At 64.7% G+C, this 17,846-nt stretch carries 17 protein-coding genes; 8 read left to right on the top strand and 9 right to left on the bottom strand.

Annotation, left to right across the window (positions count from 1 at the left end; translation table 11 throughout):
* Positions 1–69: 69 nt before the first annotated feature.
* Positions 70–1,791: a thiamine pyrophosphate-dependent enzyme gene (locus AC6I21_RS14565; protein WP_497762742.1), complete on the bottom strand. Its 1,722-nt coding sequence runs from the start codon at positions 1,789–1,791 to the stop codon at positions 70–72.
* A gap of 383 nt (positions 1,792–2,174) precedes the next feature.
* On the opposite strand from AC6I21_RS14565, the gene AC6I21_RS14560 reads away from it, so the two are divergent.
* From AC6I21_RS14560 to AC6I21_RS14550, 3 genes are all read left to right on the top strand, one after another.
* The gene (locus AC6I21_RS14560; RefSeq protein WP_497762741.1) at positions 2,175–2,672 is read left to right on the top strand and encodes a DUF2238 domain-containing protein; all 498 of its coding nucleotides are present in this window, start codon (positions 2,175–2,177) and stop codon (positions 2,670–2,672) included.
* The gene (locus AC6I21_RS14555) at positions 2,659–3,387 is read left to right on the top strand and encodes a glycosyltransferase family A protein (protein ID WP_360027402.1); all 729 of its coding nucleotides are present in this window, start codon (positions 2,659–2,661) and stop codon (positions 3,385–3,387) included. The genes AC6I21_RS14560 and AC6I21_RS14555 overlap by 14 nt, the downstream gene beginning before the upstream one ends.
* Positions 3,388–3,473: 86 nt before the next feature.
* Entirely contained in the window at positions 3,474–3,869 is a 396-nt protein-coding gene (locus AC6I21_RS14550) for a hypothetical protein (protein ID WP_497762740.1), read from the top strand.
* Positions 3,870–3,905: 36 nt separating this feature from the next.
* Here the strand turns inward: AC6I21_RS14550 and AC6I21_RS14545 are convergent, their stop codons facing one another.
* A complete protein-coding gene (locus AC6I21_RS14545; protein WP_497762739.1) occupies positions 3,906–5,267 on the bottom strand; it encodes a cytochrome P450 in 1,362 nt (453 codons plus the stop codon).
* Between the two features lie 52 nt (positions 5,268–5,319).
* A complete protein-coding gene (locus tag AC6I21_RS14540) occupies positions 5,320–5,919 on the bottom strand; it encodes an NADPH-dependent FMN reductase (protein ID WP_497762738.1) in 600 nt (199 codons plus the stop codon).
* A gap of 262 nt (positions 5,920–6,181) precedes the next feature.
* Here AC6I21_RS14540 and AC6I21_RS14535 point away from each other — a divergent pair, with 262 nt between their 5' ends.
* Positions 6,182–6,565, top strand: coding sequence for a DUF3817 domain-containing protein (locus AC6I21_RS14535; RefSeq protein WP_497762737.1), 384 nt, complete (start codon positions 6,182–6,184; stop codon positions 6,563–6,565).
* A 101-nt stretch (positions 6,566–6,666) separates the two neighbouring features.
* On the opposite strand, the gene AC6I21_RS14530 is transcribed toward AC6I21_RS14535, so the two are convergent.
* The 3 genes from AC6I21_RS14530 to AC6I21_RS14520 form a co-directional block, all read right to left on the bottom strand.
* A complete protein-coding gene (locus AC6I21_RS14530) occupies positions 6,667–7,410 on the bottom strand; it encodes an SDR family NAD(P)-dependent oxidoreductase (RefSeq protein ID WP_497762736.1) in 744 nt (247 codons plus the stop codon).
* Positions 7,411–7,857: 447 nt separating this feature from the next.
* On the bottom strand, positions 7,858–9,279 hold the full coding sequence (locus AC6I21_RS14525; protein WP_175419447.1) for an LCP family protein: 1,422 nt from the start codon (positions 9,277–9,279) through the stop codon (positions 7,858–7,860).
* Positions 9,280–9,457: 178 nt separating this feature from the next.
* Positions 9,458–10,399, bottom strand: coding sequence for a LysR family transcriptional regulator (locus AC6I21_RS14520; RefSeq protein WP_175419446.1), 942 nt, complete (start codon positions 10,397–10,399; stop codon positions 9,458–9,460).
* Positions 10,400–10,693: 294 nt separating this feature from the next.
* Here AC6I21_RS14520 and ftsW point away from each other — a divergent pair, with 294 nt between their 5' ends.
* Positions 10,694–11,863: a putative lipid II flippase FtsW gene (gene ftsW, locus AC6I21_RS14515; RefSeq protein ID WP_497762735.1), complete on the top strand. Its 1,170-nt coding sequence runs from the start codon at positions 10,694–10,696 to the stop codon at positions 11,861–11,863.
* On the opposite strand, the gene AC6I21_RS14510 is transcribed toward ftsW, so the two are convergent.
* Positions 11,860–13,470, bottom strand: a complete 1,611-nt coding sequence (locus AC6I21_RS14510; RefSeq protein ID WP_497762734.1) for a PucR family transcriptional regulator — start codon at positions 13,468–13,470, stop codon at positions 11,860–11,862. The genes ftsW and AC6I21_RS14510 overlap by 4 nt on opposite strands.
* A 100-nt stretch (positions 13,471–13,570) precedes the next feature.
* On the opposite strand from AC6I21_RS14510, the gene AC6I21_RS14505 reads away from it, so the two are divergent.
* Genes AC6I21_RS14505 through AC6I21_RS14495 form a run of 3 tightly spaced genes read left to right on the top strand, consistent with a single transcriptional unit; the run spans position 13,571 to position 15,727 of the window.
* Positions 13,571–13,699 (top strand): hypothetical protein, encoded by a 129-nt coding sequence (locus tag AC6I21_RS14505; RefSeq protein WP_279402284.1) that lies wholly within the window; start codon positions 13,571–13,573, stop codon positions 13,697–13,699.
* Positions 13,696–15,243, top strand: a complete 1,548-nt coding sequence (locus tag AC6I21_RS14500; RefSeq protein WP_497762733.1) for a sodium/proline symporter — start codon at positions 13,696–13,698, stop codon at positions 15,241–15,243. The genes AC6I21_RS14505 and AC6I21_RS14500 overlap by 4 nt, the downstream gene beginning before the upstream one ends.
* The gene (locus AC6I21_RS14495; protein WP_346922246.1) at positions 15,236–15,727 is read left to right on the top strand and encodes a hypothetical protein; all 492 of its coding nucleotides are present in this window, start codon (positions 15,236–15,238) and stop codon (positions 15,725–15,727) included. Before AC6I21_RS14500 ends, AC6I21_RS14495 begins: the two co-directional genes overlap by 8 nt.
* 146 nt (positions 15,728–15,873) lie before the next feature.
* On the opposite strand, the gene AC6I21_RS14490 is transcribed toward AC6I21_RS14495, so the two are convergent.
* Positions 15,874–16,428, bottom strand: coding sequence for a type 1 glutamine amidotransferase domain-containing protein (locus AC6I21_RS14490; RefSeq protein WP_138176369.1), 555 nt, complete (start codon positions 16,426–16,428; stop codon positions 15,874–15,876).
* A 103-nt stretch (positions 16,429–16,531) separates the two neighbouring features.
* A complete protein-coding gene (locus AC6I21_RS14485; protein WP_497762732.1) occupies positions 16,532–17,764 on the bottom strand; it encodes an MFS transporter in 1,233 nt (410 codons plus the stop codon).
* Positions 17,765–17,846: the final 82 nt, after the last annotated feature.

Here is a 17,846-nt window from a genome sequence, read left to right as displayed (position 1 = left end):
CACGTCCTTTCCATGGGGTCCTCGTCATACAATCGGTGAGCGCTATTCGTCTGGTATATGCTGCTGCAGCTAGGCGCTTTCCAGGGCCTCCTTGGACTTGGCGATCGCAAAGCCCCACGCGTCCGAGACGGTGGCCTTGGGCGGCAGCGAAATCTCCTGCGGGTTGGTCTGGATGTCCAACAGGTAGGGGCCTTCGCTGGCCAGGGCGGCCGCGACGGCGGCATCCAGCTGCTGGGGGTCGGTGACCCGCTGCACCTTCAGGCCCATGGCCTGGGCCACCGCGGAAATGTCGGGGTTGTCCAGCTCGGTGCCGAACTCCTGCAGCCCGCCCTGCTCCTGCTCCAGCTTCACCATGCCCAGCCGCCCGTTGTTGTACACCACGAACTTCACCGGCAGGTTGTAGGTCACCGCGGTGCGCAAATCCCCGAGCAGCATCATCAGCCCGCCGTCCCCGCAGTTGGCGATCACCTGACGGGTGCGGTCCAGGGCCTGGGCGCCCAGCGCCTGGGGCATGGCGTTGGCCATGGAGCCCAGGTTGTAGGAGCCCAGCAGCCGCCGGGTCCCGCTCATCGTGATGAACCGGGAAAGCCAGACGGTGGACATGCCGGTGTCGCTGGTGAAGATCGCGTCCTGGTCCGCCTGGGCGTCCAGGGCGGCGGCCACCGCCTCCGGGCGGATCAGCTCATCCGGGTTGTCCACCAGGCTGCGCACCTTGCCGATCAGACCGCGGTCCCGCTGCGGGTCGGTGATCTTCATTTGACGCTGCATCCAGTGCTCGTAGTCCTTGCGCATGGCGCTCAGGTGCTTGCCCTCGCGCGAGGTGTTCAGCAGCGGCAGCAGCTCGGCCAGGGTGGGCTGCACGTGCCCGACCAGGGAATGGGCCACCTGGGTGCGCCGGCCAATGTGCTCGGCGCGCATGTCCAGCTGGATCACCGTCTTGCCGGTGGGGTACCAGTCCCGGTAGGGGAAGTCGGTGCCCACCAGGAACAGCACCTCGGCCTCATCCAGCGCCTTGGCCGCCGCCGGGTTGCCGATCAGCCCGGTCTGCCCCACCTGGTAGGGGTTCTGCTCTTCCAGGCCTTCCTTGGCCTTGAGGGTCAGCACCATCGGGGCCTGCAGCCGCTCGGCCAGCTCGAGTACCTCGGGACGTGCTTCCCGGGCGCCTACGCCCACCAGCAGGGTGACCTTCGCGGCGTCCTGCAGCACCTTGGCCGCCGCCTCGATCTGCGCCCGCGGGGCGGCGGACTGCGCGGCCTCGGGAACGAATCGGGCGCGGCGCACGTTCTTCTCCAGCTCCATGCCGCCCACGTCCCCGGGCACGGTCAGCACCGCAACCCCCTTGCGGGAGACGGCCGCGTTCACCGCCTGCTCCAGCAGCTGCGGCATCTGGTCGGCGGAGGTGACGGTGTGCGCGAACACGGCCACGTCGCTGAACAGCACATCGTTGTTGACTTCCTGGAAGAAGCTGCTGCCGATCTCCGAGGAGGGCACCTGGCCGCAGATGGCCAGCACCGGGGCGTGGGACTTCTTCGCGTCGTACAGCCCGTTGAGCAGGTGAATCGAGCCCGGGCCCACCGTTCCCATGCACAATCCCAGCTTCCCCGTCAGCTGCGCCTGGGCGCCGGCGGCGAACGCGGCGACCTCCTCGTGGCGCACCCCGATCCATTCCATGCCCGGCTCCTGCCGGATCGCATCCGTAATGGGGTTCAGGGCGTCTCCCACCACGCCCCAGGCGTGGGTGACCCCGTACTCTGCCAGGGATTCGACGATCAGCTTGCTGACGGTTTTCATGCGGGACTCCTTTCGACGGCGCCACGGCCCGGCGCATCGCTGCCGGAGCACCAGGCGTGCTTGTCCTTCAGGTCTGTGCCCATGATGGCACGCCGCCGGGGCGAAATCCGGGCCCTTCAGCCAGCGCTCAGGTGCTGAGAATTGAAGACGGACGAACCTAGGCGGCCCACCGGAGACGGGCACGGGGGAGCGCTAGCATGCTTGATCCTGTGCGGAGAGTGACCGCGGCCGTGGAATGAGGGTTTGGCGCTGTATCCTCTAGCGAAAAGGAGGTCACGATCGAACGTCAACCCAGGGCCGCCGCCTATGAGGACTCCTTTGTTCCCCACGCCACCGACCTGCTGCGCGGGATCGGCCTGCTGCTGTTGCCCTGGGCCTATGCCGTGGCCGGGTCTGCCGCCTTCCTGGCGGCCGCGTTGTCCTGGGGCGGGCAATGGGCGCTTCGCTACTTCGCGTCCACCCGCTGGTGGGATGCGCTGGGCCAACTCGTCCTGCTGGGCGCCACGATTTTCAGTGCCCTGGGGGCCTACGAGCTCATCGAGTGGCTCGACCTTGCGGTTCACGGGCTGCTGATGGGCGTTGTGGTCGGCCTGCTCCACGGCGCACTGCGCACAACGGGTTTGATGAACGGGATAAATCCCGGGGGAGCGTGGTGGCGCTTTGTAATCCTCTTGGCGCTCGGTGCCCTGCTGGCGGTGCTGTGGGAAATCGGCGAATGGGCCGGTTATCGGCTGCTGGACCCACGCATCGGGGTAGGCTACGACGACACCATGGGGGACCTGCTGGCCGGGCTCGCCGGCTCCGCGCTGGCAGCCTCAGGCGTCTTCCGGACCGATCGCGCTTTGCGCGGCGCAGGGCGGGGTGAGAATGAACCGGGTTAGCGTTGTCGTGCCGGTCCTGAACGATGAGCAGCACCTGGCGGTGCTGCTTGAACTGCTCAAGAAGCAGCGGGATAAGCCCTTTGAAATCATCATCGTGGACAACGGGTCCACGGACAACAGCCGGCAGCTCGCCCAGGCCGCCGGGGTGCGGGTCATCAGCGAGCCGCGCCGCGGGATTCCCGCCGCCGCGGCCGCCGGCTACGACGCCGCCGAAGGGGACATCATTGCCCGCTGCGACGCGGACAGCCGGCCCGACGCCCGGTGGGTGTCGCGCATCCTTGAAAACTTCTCCCGCAACCCGGGCCTGGACGCAGTCACCGGGCTGGGCGTCTTCTATGACCTGCCGCAGTGGGCTCGGACCGTGGCAGCCGCGTACTATTTCGGGGCCTACTATGCTGCCATCGGCGCCGCGCTGGCCAGGGTGCCGCTGTGGGGCTCGAACATGGCGATGCGCCAGCGTGTTTGGCAGTACGCCTCACCCCGGGTGCACCGCCAGGCCCCCGAACTGCATGATGACATGGATCTTTCCTGTGTGCTGCCGTCAAAAGCAAAAGTCCGGCTGGATTTTGGGCTGGTCGTGGGAGTGGCGGGCCGCAGCCTGTCCAGCCCGCGCAGCCACCTGCGGGTGGTGAGCATGGCGTGGCGAACCTTCGCCGCCCATGGTGGGCGGCGGGCCGTCTACCGCCGGTGGAAGGAACGCCTGAACCTGCGGTAAGAACGGGCACGAAAAACTTTTAGGAAATCTTTCGACAACCCCGTCACGATTCACCGCCCGCCCACTCTTAACCGGTGACAGCGAAGATGATGCTCCCGCAGTTGGCCAGCGACCCCGCCCCGGAGCCCAGCGATCCGGTACCTGGTACTACCGAACCGCAGGTAGAGGTCAGCCTGCATAGTGTGACTCACGGACTGACTTCGACCTACGAATTCGCGCTCACGACCTCAAACCTCCCCGATTGCCAGGCCTTCGAGGTCACGCTCGCCACCGACAGCCTGTTGTGGGGTTGGGCGGATGCCGGGGACGGATGCCGCAAGAGCAACAGCTGGCTGGGCCCGGACCGTTTCGTTTGTACCGCATCCGCAACGTCGAGCCCCCGGATCATGGTGACGGTGCTGCCCGGTTTCGGGTCGCTGAACGTTCACTTCACCGGGCCCGGATCCTCCCGACCGACGCACAGCTTCACGCTGTCGCGTTAGCCGAGATCAGGCGAGACAGGCCGTCACGCTGCTGGCTCAACGAGAGGTAACCCGGAATTCGGCGCCATAGGTGTTGAACGTGCTGGCTACATTCCGGGGGTCCAGGCTCGGCTGGAGCAGCCGCACCTCGTGCGCGCGGACGAGCTCGGCGATGAAATTGCTGGTCAGCATCAGGACCAGGTGTCGTCCGGGACAAATGCCTGAGCCGTCACTGAAGGGCACCAGCGGCCAGTCGGTGTTGGTGCGTTCAGCATCCCAGATGTGTGGGCTGAACGTGTTGGCGTACTCCAGGTGCCTGTCGTCCCGGTGGAAGTAGGGCGCAAAAATCAGCGCCGAGCTGCCCTCGGGCATGATGCCCGGCGTGAATTCCACCGAGCGGGTGGCCTGGCGCAGGATGAAGGGCGTGGTGGGCCACAGGCGCAGGGTATCGAGTACGGCATGGCGCAACTTTGGCAACAGTGGGGCCGGGTCCGAAGCCTGAACCAATGCCTCCTCACGGGCCTCGTCCATCTTCGGCTCATCGCTGGAGAGCAGTGCCATGGCGGCCCATGCGGCGGTTCCGGCGGGATCAAAGGCAAAGAGCCACTGTGGAACCTGATCCGCGGGTTCCGTATCGGAAGGCCCCATATTCTGCATGAACGCAGCCAGGCTCCCGGGCTCCGCGCGGTCGAGGATCTCCTTGAGTGTGTCGTGGAAGTCGTCACGGGTGACCCGGTCCAGCGGCCGAAGAAAAGCGAGGTTGCCCCTGGACCGCAGCGACTCGATCAGCTCGATCAGCCGATCGTCATTTCTGGCCGAATCCCCGAGCACGACCCTGCGAACCATGCGGAACCAGGCGCGATTGAAGTCATCCCAACGCAGGGTGCCACTCTCGGCTCCGACCTCGTCCAAGAGGATCTTGGCTTCCTCTCGCACCGCTGGCAGCAGCGTACTGGCCATCTTGTGTATCGGGTGATCCGAGCCGAGCGCCTTTTCGTTGAATTCCCTGCGTCCGGCCCGTTGTGGTCCGCGGGTGATCAGTGAGGAACGCGGTTCGAAGTGTTCCAGGGCTTTGCGCTTGAGCAATTCGGCGGGGGTGAAGGGTTCAGGTGTCTGGTCCAGGACACGGTGCACGTCCTGTGGATCCAGGATCAGCGAGAACTCCCGGCCGAACAGCTTCAGCTGCAGGGGACCTGGGCCGTATTTGTCGACCAGGGCCTGCATCCGCTTCACCCCGCGACGCTCAATGTCCAGGCGCTCGGCGACCGCCATGACCTTCGGCCGCCGGCGAATTGGTCCCTTGGCCAACACCGGCGCAAAAATGTCCGCCACGATCTGGGCTGTTTCGGGCCAGGTGGGACGCGGCAGTGGATTTTGTGTGGCATTAAGTGAAGACTGGGTCAGCTCCGGCTCGGTCAACGACATCTCCTGGGTTGGTGAAGTGAGTGGATAATCGCGCGGCGGGTGGACGCTACTTTTGCGGCGACCCCGGATCTCCGATGTGGCCTTCGGCGCTTGCATCCAGCACGCGCTGGATGAAAGCGGTGTACTCATCGACGTAGTGCTGGAGGAACTTGCGGGTGGACTCGTCGGTGACGGTTCCGTCCTCCTCGTAGGCCTCGGGCTTAAAGCTGATGTAGGCCTCTGGGGCATTGAGCTGGGGCGCGTCCAGGAACCCAAGGACCGTGCGCATTGAGGACTGCATCAGGGCGGTGCCAATGGCGCCGGTGGAAGCTCCAATGACGGCTGCGGGCTTGCTTGCGAAGGAGTTGGTGCCCCAGGGGCGGGACCCCCAATCCAAGGCGTTCTTCAGTGCGCCTGGGATGGAGCGGTTGTATTCCGGGGAAACGATCAGCAGGCCATCGGAAGCTTCGATCTGCTTCTTGAACTTGGTGGCCGCCTCTGGATAGTTCTCGTCCAGGTCGCGGTTGTACAACGGCAGATCCCCGATGGGGATCTCAGTGAATTCCAGGCAGTCCGGTGCCAGCTTGATCAGGGCTTTGGCAAGAATCCGGTTGATGGACTTGCTGGAGAGCGAACCAACGATGTACCCGATGTTGTAAGTAGCCATGGCGCTAGTCCATCACTCGGGCTCCCCGGAATCGAGTGGTTGGCGGCGATTTTGAGCAAATGCGCAGTGGAACTGGACGAAGAAAAAGGTTTCCGGTGATGCAGGGCAAGGGTTGATGAACCAGTAAACATTTCGCACTTGCACGCAGATCCGCTTTTTAAGACGCTCCAGTGGTGTTGCTTACGAAGTCAAGTATTGGTTTGGGGTGAGGGATAGGGTGGGTGGGATTGCCATTTTTGAATCATTGAATGCAGGAGCCGCCGTGTCCGTCATTGAGTCGTCGACCCACCCTGTTGCCGCCGAACAAAAGCGGCCGTTGGGTACGGCTGCCTGGCAAACGGCGATCCGCCGGTTCTTCCAGGTGGTTTCGATTGTCGAGTGCTTCACCTGGGTGGGGATGCTGACCGGCATGGCCTTTAAGTACCTGATCAACGGCAACGGCATTGGCGTGACGATCTTCGGATGGGCGCACGGCGTGACCTGGTTGTGCTATCTGGCTGCTGCGGTGGTGACTGCGGTGACGTTCCGCTGGAAGATCTGGGTGCTGGTTGTTGGCGCGGCGGCCTCCACCCTACCGTTCCTGACCCTGCCTTTTGAGCGGTGGATGGCGAAGTCCGGGCGGCTCGTGGTCAACGCGGACGCTTGACCTCCCAGCGGGCATAACCAAGACAACGGCGGGCGACGGGAAGATCCTTCCTGCCGTCCGCCGTTGCTTTCACCCGGCGCCATGCTTGGCGCCTGCCGGGTTTAGGCTTCGGTGCCGCCGTCCACGCGCAGCACCACACCGGTGATGAAGTTGGCTTCCGGGGAAAGCAGGAACGCGGTGGCGTTGGCGATGTCCTCCGGCTGACCCAGTCGCTTCATGGGGATCTCTGCCGCATATCCGGCCTTCGCCTCCTCCGGCAGGGATGCCAGGGCCGCGGTTTCAATGGCGCCGGGGGCCACCGCATTGACGCGGATGCCCGCTTCAGCGTTTTCCTTCGCGGCACTGCGGGTTAGGGAAACGACCCCGTGCTTCGCCGCACCATATGGGGTCAGCTGCGGGGTGGCGCTGATTCCCGCCAGGGAAGCGATGTTCACAATGGAACCCTGCCCCTGTTCGGTAAAGTGCCGGACCTGGCTTTGCATGGCCAGGAACGTGCCGGTCAGGGTGATGTTGATGGAACGCTCCCAGTCAGCGGTGGTGACATCCTGAATGGGTTTGGGCATGGCACCCACCCCGGCGTTGTTCACCGCCATGTCCAAACGGCCAAAGACCTCCAGGGCGCGGGGAACCAGCGCATTGACCTCCTCGGGAACCGAGACGTCCGCGTGCAGGTAGGAGGCACGTCCCCCGGCGTTCTCGATCAGTTCCACGGTTTCTGCGCCGGCCGCGTCATTGACATCTGAAACCAGGACGGCGGCCCCGTCCTTGGCCAGGCGCAGCGCGATGGCGCGGCCGATGCCTGCACCGGCTGCGGTGACGAGGGCTACTTGGTTGCTGAACTGCATATGTACTACTCCCTTGATGCTGATGGATGGCGGGATGCCCGGTGGTGGACGGTGAGGTGGCACAGCGTGCTGGAAGGGGAAGCGGCAGCGTCGGGAAACCCTTGCCAGACGGCCCAAGGGTCAGAGGCGCGAGCGTGCCTGCTGCTGGTGCCCTGTCGCATGCCAAGCAGCCGTACTGCGGCCGGGGACCCATGACGGCATGGCCGCCGCACATCGCGGCGAATGCGGATGAACTTCACCATGGCACCTACTTCGGGCAACAGGGACTTTCAACCTTCCCGGAACGTCAGATCCCGGGTATCCCTGTACTGCCCACAGTACCCACCGCATCTTGTCTACGGGTCGATTCTGGACCGGGTTATTCTCACTGCGTGAAGCCTTCCGCAAACCCCGAAACCCTGCTATTCCTGCCTCTCGGGGTGCCTACCACCGGTGGTCATTGACCTGCTAACCGGAACACAATCCGGCGTCGGCCGAGCGTGGGGTGGGCCCTTCCTTTGCTTCGGGGGTCCTCTGCGGTGCGGCGGTCTTTTGATCCAGTTGGTCAATGTCCTGGCCCAGGACCAGCTGCACTCCTGCTGCCGCGCCCACCTGGGGCGTGAGGTCCAGATGCAGGTCACTGGCCAGGGTCTTCGCCGTCACCAAGGCCGCGTCGCTGCCGTCAACCAGCAGGACCGTGGACGCCTGCAGCTGCCGTGCGGTGTCGATCCCACTGACGGTGTGGCCCAGGGCGCTGACCTCGGCGGAATACTCTGCGGCCAGCCCACTGAGCCCGGCACCGTTCGTGATCCTCACCGGCGCCGACCGCGCCGGCTTGGTTTTCTGCTTCTTTGCGTTCTTCTCCTCGCCGGACAGTGGACGGTCAGCGCGCAGCGACGCAAAAACCGTCTGGGCTTCAGCGGAAGGGACAACCCGGTTCGGGTTCTGCGGTGCCGGGCTCCACGGCATGGTCAAGAACGAGATCTGCGAGGTGGGAACGTCGGCCAGCTGCCGGGCCAGGGAAACCAGACTGCTCAGTGATTCCAGGCCGGGATCTACGGTCATCGCGGAAGTGGCGGCATCCAGGAAGGAGTACAGCCGGTCGGGGCGCGTGAGCACCTCCCGGCTGGTCACATGCTGCACGATGGCGGACATGACCATCTGCTGGTGATCCATGCGGGCGATATCGCTGCCATCCCCGACGGCGTGGCGGGTCCGGGCCAGGGCCAGCGCATCTTTGCCGTTGACGGTCTGCTGGCCTGCGGGAAGATCCAGCTTCGCCTTCGGGTCCTTCAGCGCCTCGGGCAGGCACACCGGCAGGCCATCCAAGGCGTCAACGACGGTAATGAATCCCTCGAAATCCAGCTCGATGAAGTTATCGATCCTGACCCCGCTGAGCTCTTCGACCGCGGTCACCGAACAGGCCGGGCCATAGTTCAACGCCGAGTTGATCATCCCATAGCCGCCCGGATAGGCCCCGTGCCCGTGATCCTCACAGGCCGGCAACTGCATGAGCGTGTCGCGCGGCAGCTGCACCGCATCGATGCGCTCGTTCTCGGCCGCGAAATGTACCAGCACCATGGCGTCACTGCGCCGCGACCCGTGATCAGAGCCGTAGGCCGTGGAGGACTCGTCGCGGGCATCGGACCCGAGCAGCAGGATATTGCGCTCACCGTCCGGAACAGGGTCCTCGGCCGGGAAGCGGGACCCCAGGGGAGCGGTGGTGATGTTGCGCTGCAGGTGCAGCACCGCCATCGCGGTGGTGCCGACCAGGCCGCAGAACAGCACCGCAACAATGATGCTGATCAACGCGCGCCGCCGGCGCGGAGCGTGAACCCGGTTCCGTCCTTCTGCTGCTCTTCCGCGCTTCATGCCTTGCGGGTTGTTCACGCTCGCCGGGTCCTTCCGTCCACACACCTCTGGTCAAAGTCAGAATTTCCATGGCATCACGGGTGGACGGGGCGGCACCAATAGCCGGAGGGGCAGCTTCCATGCGTGGCGCGCATGAGTGGAAAACCCATCCCATCCAGAGTGTCGCGGGGAGCAGATCAACGCCGGAAACAAGCAGTCAGTCCCGCAGCAGCTGCAGGAAATTCGTCAGCGCAGGGCCGTGGTGGCGCTCATCGCGGTAGACCACGCTGATGGACCGCCGGGCCGGGGTCCGCAGCCGGGCCACCCGGCCGCCCAGGAAGGAGGCGGAATGAGCCAACACCTCGGGCACAATCGTGATGCCGCCGGCCGCGATGCTCAGCTGAACCAGCGCGTCACGTTGAGTGGTGGTGATGACCTGTTCCGGTTGTACGCCGTAGTCGGCATAGACGCCTTCGGTCACCGCGCGGATGGAGGTGCCTTCTGGCAGGGTCACCAGGGTGCGTCCGTGCAGGTCCGCCACGTCAAGGACGTCGGCAGAACCGTTGGTCGCCGCCTCGGGCAGCACGGCGGCGAAATTCTGGTCCTTCAGCGGCAGGGCAGCCAGCTGCTCCGGGACGGTTTCATTGACCCCAAACCCCAAATCGGCCCGGCCAAGCCGCACGGCCTCGGCCAGCTCCTCCGAATCCTCAACCGTGAAGGTTTCCACCCGCACCTCGGGGAACTGATGGTGGAAGCGGCCCAGGTAGGGCGGCAACACCGTGGAGATCAGCGAGGGCAGCCCGGCCACCTTGAGTGTTCCGGCCAGAAGGTTGCGGTGGGCGTGGATGGTGGAGTCAATCGAGGCGATCTCCGCAAGAATCCGCCGCCCGGCCGGCACCAGGTCCCGGCCCAGTTCGGTGAGCACCATGTTCCGGCCCGATGCAATGAACACCGCCATCCCCAGGACATCCTCCAGCGCACGGATTCGACGGGACAACGAAGGCTGGGAGATGCCCAGTATGTCGGCCGCCGCGGTGAATGAGCCGTAATCCACGACCGCGATCATCGCATCCAGCTGGGCGATGGTGATGCCGGAGGACAGGCGTGGGCCCGTCAACGGTCCGGGCGGGAGCAGCAGCGGCTCATGGTCGGGGGTCAAGGATGGCACCTCTACAAGGCAGTGGGGGCGAGCAAGGCCTCACCGTATCATGCAGGCGCCGAACGCTGCCCGGTCCTGAGCGCCTGGTCCGCGTGGATAATTTTCTGATCTATGTGGGAAGTGCATGCGTCATACCGTCGGGGCTATTAGTGGCTTAACCCGTGGCTCAGTAGGGTGAATGGTTATGCGTACTTCACCTTGGCGGCTGGTTGCGGCAGTGTTTGGCAGTGTCCCGAAGATCCCTCTGAGCGGCAGGGCGAGCCGCTGGCACCGTGCCCGGGAAGAGGTGCGCCAATGAGTAGGCAGGCCGCCGCTTCCCCGGCCCGGATCTCACGGGCCAGCCGCCACGATGCCCAAATCATCATCGGGATGACCTTGCTGCTCACGGTCATGGGCCTGGTCATGGTGCTATCCGCGTCCGGGGTGAGCACCCGGTCCTCGCCATACCGCCTGCTGACCACACAGGCGGTGGCCGCGGGCTTGGGGGTTGCGGCCATGCTCGTGTTGTCGCGCTTCCCGGTTCGGGTGCTGCGCAAGCTGAGCTGGCCGGCCTTCCTGCTGACCCTGGTGCTTCTGGTGCTGGTGCTGACACCGCTGGGGGTGGAGGTCAACGGGGCGCGGCGCTGGCTGGGTTTGGGGCCGGTGACCTTCCAGCCCTCGGAGCTGGCCAAGTTCACCAGCGTGCTGTGGTCCGCCCACATTGTGGATGCCAAGCGGAGGCTGCTGCACGACTGGAAGCACCTGGCCATCCCTTATCTGCTCGGCAATGGGCTGTTTATCGCCCTGGTGTTGCTGGAGAAGGACTTGGGCACCGCCGCCGTGCTGATGCTGATCACCCTGGCCACGCTCTTCATTGCCGGGGTGGAGCTGCGCAAACTGCTGGTGGTACTCGGCGGGGTCAGCGTTGTGGTGATCATTGCGGCGCTGATCAGCCCGAACCGCATGGTGCGCCTGATGAGTTGGGCGAACCGGGCCTGCGATGACGGGATGGATCTGTGCCACCAGAACCTACAGGGCCAGTACGCATTGGCCTCCGGTGGGCTGTGGGGCGTGGGCATGGGACAGAGCCGGCAGAAATGGCACTGGATCCCAGAAGCCCACACCGACTTCATTTTCGCCGTCATCGGCGAGGAGATGGGGCTGATCGGTTCGCTGTTCTTCTTGCTGATCTTCGCCTTCCTGGCCGTGTCCATCCACCGGATTGCGCAGCGTTCAACCTCCGTCTTTGCCCGCTCCTTCTGTACGGTCACCTTGATATGGCTGATCGCCCAGGCGGTGCTGAATATCGCCATGGTGGCCGGGCTGGTCCCGGTCACCGGGGTGCCGCTCACCTTCATTTCGTTTGGTGGGTCCTCCCTGGCCACCTCCCTCGCGGCGATCGGGGTGATGTTGGCGGTGGCCCGGGACAACGGCCGCCAGCCGGACCCGCAACTCCAGGTGTCCAAGGAAACAGGTGCGGCTTAAGGGTGTGGTGGCATACCGGATCGCTGGCTCTGCCGGTGCACCGCCAACGCCAGGGAGAGCACCGTCAGCAGCCTCGGGTCATCAAGGCTGATGCCCAGCAGCTCCTCCAGCCGTGACAGGCGCTGGTAGAACACCGAGCGGGAGAACAGGCTGTGCCTGGCGGCCAGTGACCGGTTCGCCGGATGAGCCACGCAGGCTTCAAGGATCCGCAGGAATTCCGCGCGCTGCGCCTGCGGCAGGTCGAGGACTGGAGCCAGCACCTGCCGGGGCAGGCGCTGCAGGGACGGTTCATGGCGCAGCTCGTGGGCGAGCAGGGCCAATGGTTCGGCGGCCGTGTGCACCACGTTGCCGCCGTCCGCTCCCAGATGCAGTTCGAAACCGGCCCGCGCCTGGCGCAGAGAATCGGCCGCTGCCTGCAGTTCATGGCAGCCGGGGCCCAGATACAGCGGCCCCCGCAGCTGTTCGCCAGGTTCGAAGGCTTCCTGCGCGAAAGGCACGGCCTGCTCCTGCAGCGACAGCAAGCCGAAGAGCAGTGAACGCCCGTTGACCACCTGATGGGCCACCGTGGCCTGATGCGGCGCGAAGGCCTCCCGCAGGCTTTCGGCCGCGAGCCCCGGATCCGCCTGTGGAGTGAGGGCTACGGCGAAACCATGCAGGATCCTGCCGCGAATTGGCAGGCCGGAGGCTTCAAAGCGGGGGACAAGTTCGGTGGCGGAGACCTTCTTGTGCACCAGCAGGTCATCCAGCAGCTGCTGTCCGGTGCCCAGTTCCCAGCGCGCGGACCCGGGACGCTGCAGCAGGTCCACGCCGATGGCCACGGCCGCCATGGTCAGCACATGGTGCACTCCGGCGGGATGCTGGGCCTGAAGCGAGCAGATCAGGGAACCGAAATGCTTGCCGTGCAGGGTCACCGGCACCGCATGCCGTCCCGGGTTTCCGGCACGGTGTTCCCGGCCCGAATGCTCCTGCCAGGACTCGAATATCTGCTGCGGCGCCGTGGAACTCGGGGCGTAGCGCAGGACATGGTACCCCTGATCCTCCAAGATCACCGGTGTTCCCAGCAGCTGGGCGCAGGTGGACAGGATGCTATCGGTCGGGGCGCCGCGCTGCATCAAGGCGGTGAACAGCACGGTCACTGTGCCGCCGGCTTCAATGCGTCGGGTCTGCTCGGAGAACAACCATTCGTGCAGGGCGCCGGTGATCTCCACGAACGCGACCTTTCGGTGCATGATCACCAGCGCCAGCCCCGCCTCGCGGCAGGCCTGCACCAGTTCCTGCGGTGCCTCGCTGACCGGGGTGCCAAGCTCCAAGACCAGCAGCGGCACGTCGCACAGGGCCAGGTCCCTGACATAGCGCGTGAAATCCGGGGCCGGGCCCCAGCCAATGCCGGTGGTCAGCACCATTTCGCCGCCGCGCAGGTGGTCGCGCGGCATCATGTTCTCCAGAACGTGGGCCCATCGGATGGGCCGGGCCAGATTCTGCTGGTCCGCGAACACCTGGGGATCCCCGGTCAGCACGGGTGGAAGCTGGAGCACCTGGGCAACGGTCGGCATGCCATCGGCCGGACAAAGTGTCCGGCTGGAAGCGAATTCCGCACCGTGTGTCACTGTCAGTTCCTTCCCATCTGTGCGAAGCTAGCGGTCACAGTGTATTTTGTGATGCCCTTCACACCATACAGGTTGTGCTGTACCGAGGAGGATACTGCTGATGTTTGGGTTGCCGACATTCACCGTCGTGGTGATCCTGGGCGTTCCGGCGTTCTGGGTCATCTACACCGCCACGTTCATGTGGCTCAGCCGCAACTGGAAGCGCGAGGACCTGGGAGGGGAGAAATGAGCCTGGAACTGGCCTTCCTGGTTGTCTACTTCCTCGCCATGGCCGGCATCGGCTTCTGGGCGATGAAGCGCGGGCAGTCCGACTCGGAGGGGTACCTGCTGGGCGGGCGCAGCCTGGGCCCCGGAGTCACCGCACTGCGCCTGCAAAGCTCCTCCATGTCCGGCTACATGTTCATGGGCGCCGGCTCGCTGGGCTATACGCAGGGCTACTTCGGCATGTGGTACGCCCTGGGTGACTTGGGCGGCGGCATCCTGAACCTGTCCGTGCTGGGCCGCAGGATGCGCAAGCTCTCGCAGATCCTGGGCTCGATCACCTCCATTGAATACCTGGAACACCGCTACCCATCCAAGTGGATCCGGCTGATCGCCGCACCGGTGGCGCTGTTCTGCATGTTCTTCTATGTCCTGGCCCAGTTCATTGCCGGCGGGCGTGGCCTGGAGATGGTGACCGGGGTGTCCTTCCCGCTCGCCCTGGCCATCGCCATTGGCGTGATCGTGCTCTACACGTTCCTCGGCGGCTACCTGGCGGTGGCCTACACCGACTTCGTGCAGGCCATCATCATGGTCATCGGCATGGTCTGGATCCTGATCGCCACCTTGATCGCCATCGGCGGCTTCACCGCCGGCAACGAGGCCGTGGGGCAGATCAATCCGAACCTGCTGACCATGTGGGGTGCGGACCTCGGCTTCCAGGGACAGTGGGGCGTCATCCTCGGCGCGCTCTTGGTCTTCTCCATCGGCTACATGGGCTGGCCGCACGTGGTGGTCAGCCACATGGCCATGAAGAAACCATCGGTGGCCCGCACCGCCGGCGCATACTCAATGATCTTCAACCTGCTGTTCATCCCCGGCCCCTACCTGGTGGGCATGTTCGCGCTGCTGCTGCTGCCGAACCTGGCCAACCCGGAGATCGCGATCTTCGAGGTCGCCGACGCGGTGCTGCCCAGCTTCGCGGTGGGCATCGTGATGGCCGCGATCATGGCGGCGATCATGTCCACCGCCGATGCCCTGCTGCTGCAGGCCGGCACGATTGCCGGGCAGGACATCTATGCCCGGTTCATCAACCGCAAGATGACCGACGGGCAGATGGTGTGGGTTTCGCGCATCACCGTACTGCTGTTGGCCGTGATCGGCTACGTGATCGCCGCCTTCGACCCGCCGGCGGTCGCCGCGGTGGTCATCTTCTCCACCACGGTGTTGGGCAGCGCCTTCGTTCCGGCGTATGTCTGCGCCGTGTGGTGGAAGAAGGCGAACACCGTGGGCGCGATTTCCTCAATGATTGCCGGCACCGTGGTATCGGTGGGCTGGCAGCTGTCCGGACTGCCGGATTCAACCGGCATCGACCCGATGGTCACCGGCATCCTGGCCTCCACCATTGCCATGATCGTCGGCTCGCTGGCCAGCCAGCGCAACCATCCGGTGCCCGAGCACATTGCCCGTGCCCTGGAGCAGACCGCCAAGGTGGGCCCCATCCCGGCCCGCATGCTGATGAACCAGGACGCCTACCTGGCGGCCCAGGCGGAAGTGGCGGCCCGCCATGAGTGAAGTGGTCCTTACGACCCTGGTGGATGAGCAGGACGCCTGGCGGGTGCTGAAGTCCAAGGCGCCGCAGCTGCACGCCGGCAGCGCGCGCCTGCTGCACCACCCCTTCGCCGGGTTCCAGTTCCAGGTCCCGCAGCCGGCCAGGCGGCAGCGCGCCGCCCACGTGCTGGTGGACTACTACTCCGGCAAGGCGTTCTTGAGTGACCCGTGGCGCCTGGAGGACGCGGCGGGCCTGGACCTGGCGAAGGTCAAGGACCCGAAGTGGAACACCATTGACTTTGAAACCGCCCGACACAAGGCGGCGGCGCTGGTGCGCACCGCATCGATGCGCAAGGCGAAGCTTGCCTGGCGCGGGGGAGTCAAGGAGCAGTCCTGTGTGCGGACGGTCTGGAAGCCGAACTGGATGCTGCAGGCAAGAATTGCCGACCAGGACTACCGGATCATGGTGGATGGCCTAAATGGCGGGTACTTCGTGATTGGGGGATAGTCCACGGGACGAAGCTCCCTGTCCCTTGTTAGGGCGCGAAGGGCTCCGGAAGCGGAAGGACACCTATAAAGACAAGTGGAGGAGCCACCGTGACGGTGGCTCCTCCACTTGGAGTTCTTTCCGACATGGCCGGAAACAAAAGAGTTCTAGGCGCTCAATTCCTTGATAATCGCCTCGTTGAATGCGTCAAGGTCACCTGGGTTGCGCGAGGTGATCAGCACCCAGTTCTCAGCCGGGCAACGGAATACCTCAACGTCCTTCCAGGTGCCGCCGGCGTTGATGACGTCGGTCTTGACGGACTTGTAGGAGGTCAGGGTCTTGCCCTTGACCAAGCCGGTCTCGACCAGCAGCCACGGGCCGTGGCAGATTGAGGCGATTGGACGGCCACCGGAGGCGAAGGACTTGGCGATGCGCTGGGCGTCCTCATCCAGTCGCAGGTTGTCCGCGTTCAGCGTGCCGCCGGGCACCAGCAGCAGGTCGTAGTCCGCTTCATTCACCTCGGACAGTGCAGCGTCCGCCTGGAAAGCCTCACCCAGATCCCAGTCGCTGACGAGGCTCTGCACCTCACCGGTCTTCTGGGATGCGATGGTGACCTCGGCGCCGGCATCCTTCAGCGTCTGCACCGGGCTCTTCAGCTCATCCTGCTCCACTCCGCGGTTGGATACCACCACGAGAACCTTCTTGCCTGACAAATCGGCCATGGTCTTGCTCCTTTCGTTGGGATCCACTGGCCACGATTGCACTCGTGGACGTGGCACGCAAGAGGGGGTCAGCAACTATTCAGGTCGTGGCACTTAGTAGGGACTAGCGGGCGTGCTGGATTTGGTGCAACGGGGAACCCTTGCGCATCAGCACCAAGGTGGCCCCAATGCCCAGCGCCCCAAAGAACGTGCTGACCCACCAGGAGGAGGACCAGCTGCCGGTCACCACCACCAGCCAGGCCACCAGCATCGGGCCGGTGAAGTTTCCGATGTTGAAGATCTGCTGCATCAATCCCATGGCCGCGGGTGCCGAACCGCCCTCGGGCGCCAGATCCACCGCTATGCGCGTCATGGTCGCTGGCACCATGGCCCCGCACAGGGAGAACAAGCCGACACTGAGCACTTGGAGCAGCATCAATTCTGGCGGGTAGTCGATGGCGAAGGTCAGCACGGAAGTCACCGCCATGATGAGGAACGCGGCGAGGAGCAGCTTCTTGGCCGAGAATCCCTTCTGCAGCAGGTTGCCGGTGCAGATGGCTCCGATGCCGTTCAATCCACCAACCACTGCAGCAAAGAGACCGCCCATCACCGGGGAAAGTCCGTCTTCGCGGTAAATGCTGGGCAGGAACCCAACGATGGCCATCCACTGCACGGTGTAGCAGCCGAAAATGAGGCCGCTGAGCCACACGCGGCCGGAGGAGGCGGTCGCGATGATCCGGGTCAGGGCTGCCTTCGCTCCGGCGCTGCCAGCGGGATGGTCGGGTGCTACGACCTTGAGAATCAACGCCACCGGGATGAGTGTCGCGGCGGCAAGGAACAGCCACCACGTCTGCCAGGTGGTGTACTGCAGTGCGATAGCGGTTCCGAGTACGCCCAGAAAGGTGGCAATGCCCATGAATGCGGCCCACCAGCCCACGGCGACATTCATGCGGTGCAGCGGTGCATGGGCACGCACCAGTCCCGGACCCATCACGCTGGCCATGATGACACCCGCACCCTCGATGATGCGGGTAATCAAGAGCAGGGTCGCGTCCTGTGACAAGGACCCGGCCGCCGATCCCACGGACAGTAAGAGCAGCCCCAGAACCATGGTGTGCCTTTGGGAGATCAGTTCTGCGACAAGAGACATGGCCAACCCGCTGACCATGCCAGCCACTTGAACCACGCCGAGCAGCACGCCGGACATGAGTAGAGAGATGCCCAGTTCGTTTTGCAGCACCGGGATTGCTGAGGGGAGTTTCCAGATGTGCAGGGCGGCCATCACCCCACTGAAGACGATGACCACCCAGGCAACATCGGATCGCTGGGAGCCCAGCGATTCTTTCGTTTCAGCCACCAAAGACCCTTTCGCGCCATTGCATAATCGGCTCACCATCGCGGCCGTATCGAACGGGATTCTTCCATACGCGCGGCAAGAT

The organism is Glutamicibacter sp. St.4D3, assembly GCF_059728615.1.
Note: the sequence above shows the minus strand (reverse complement) of the source record. Positions and strands in the feature narration are given on the sequence as shown.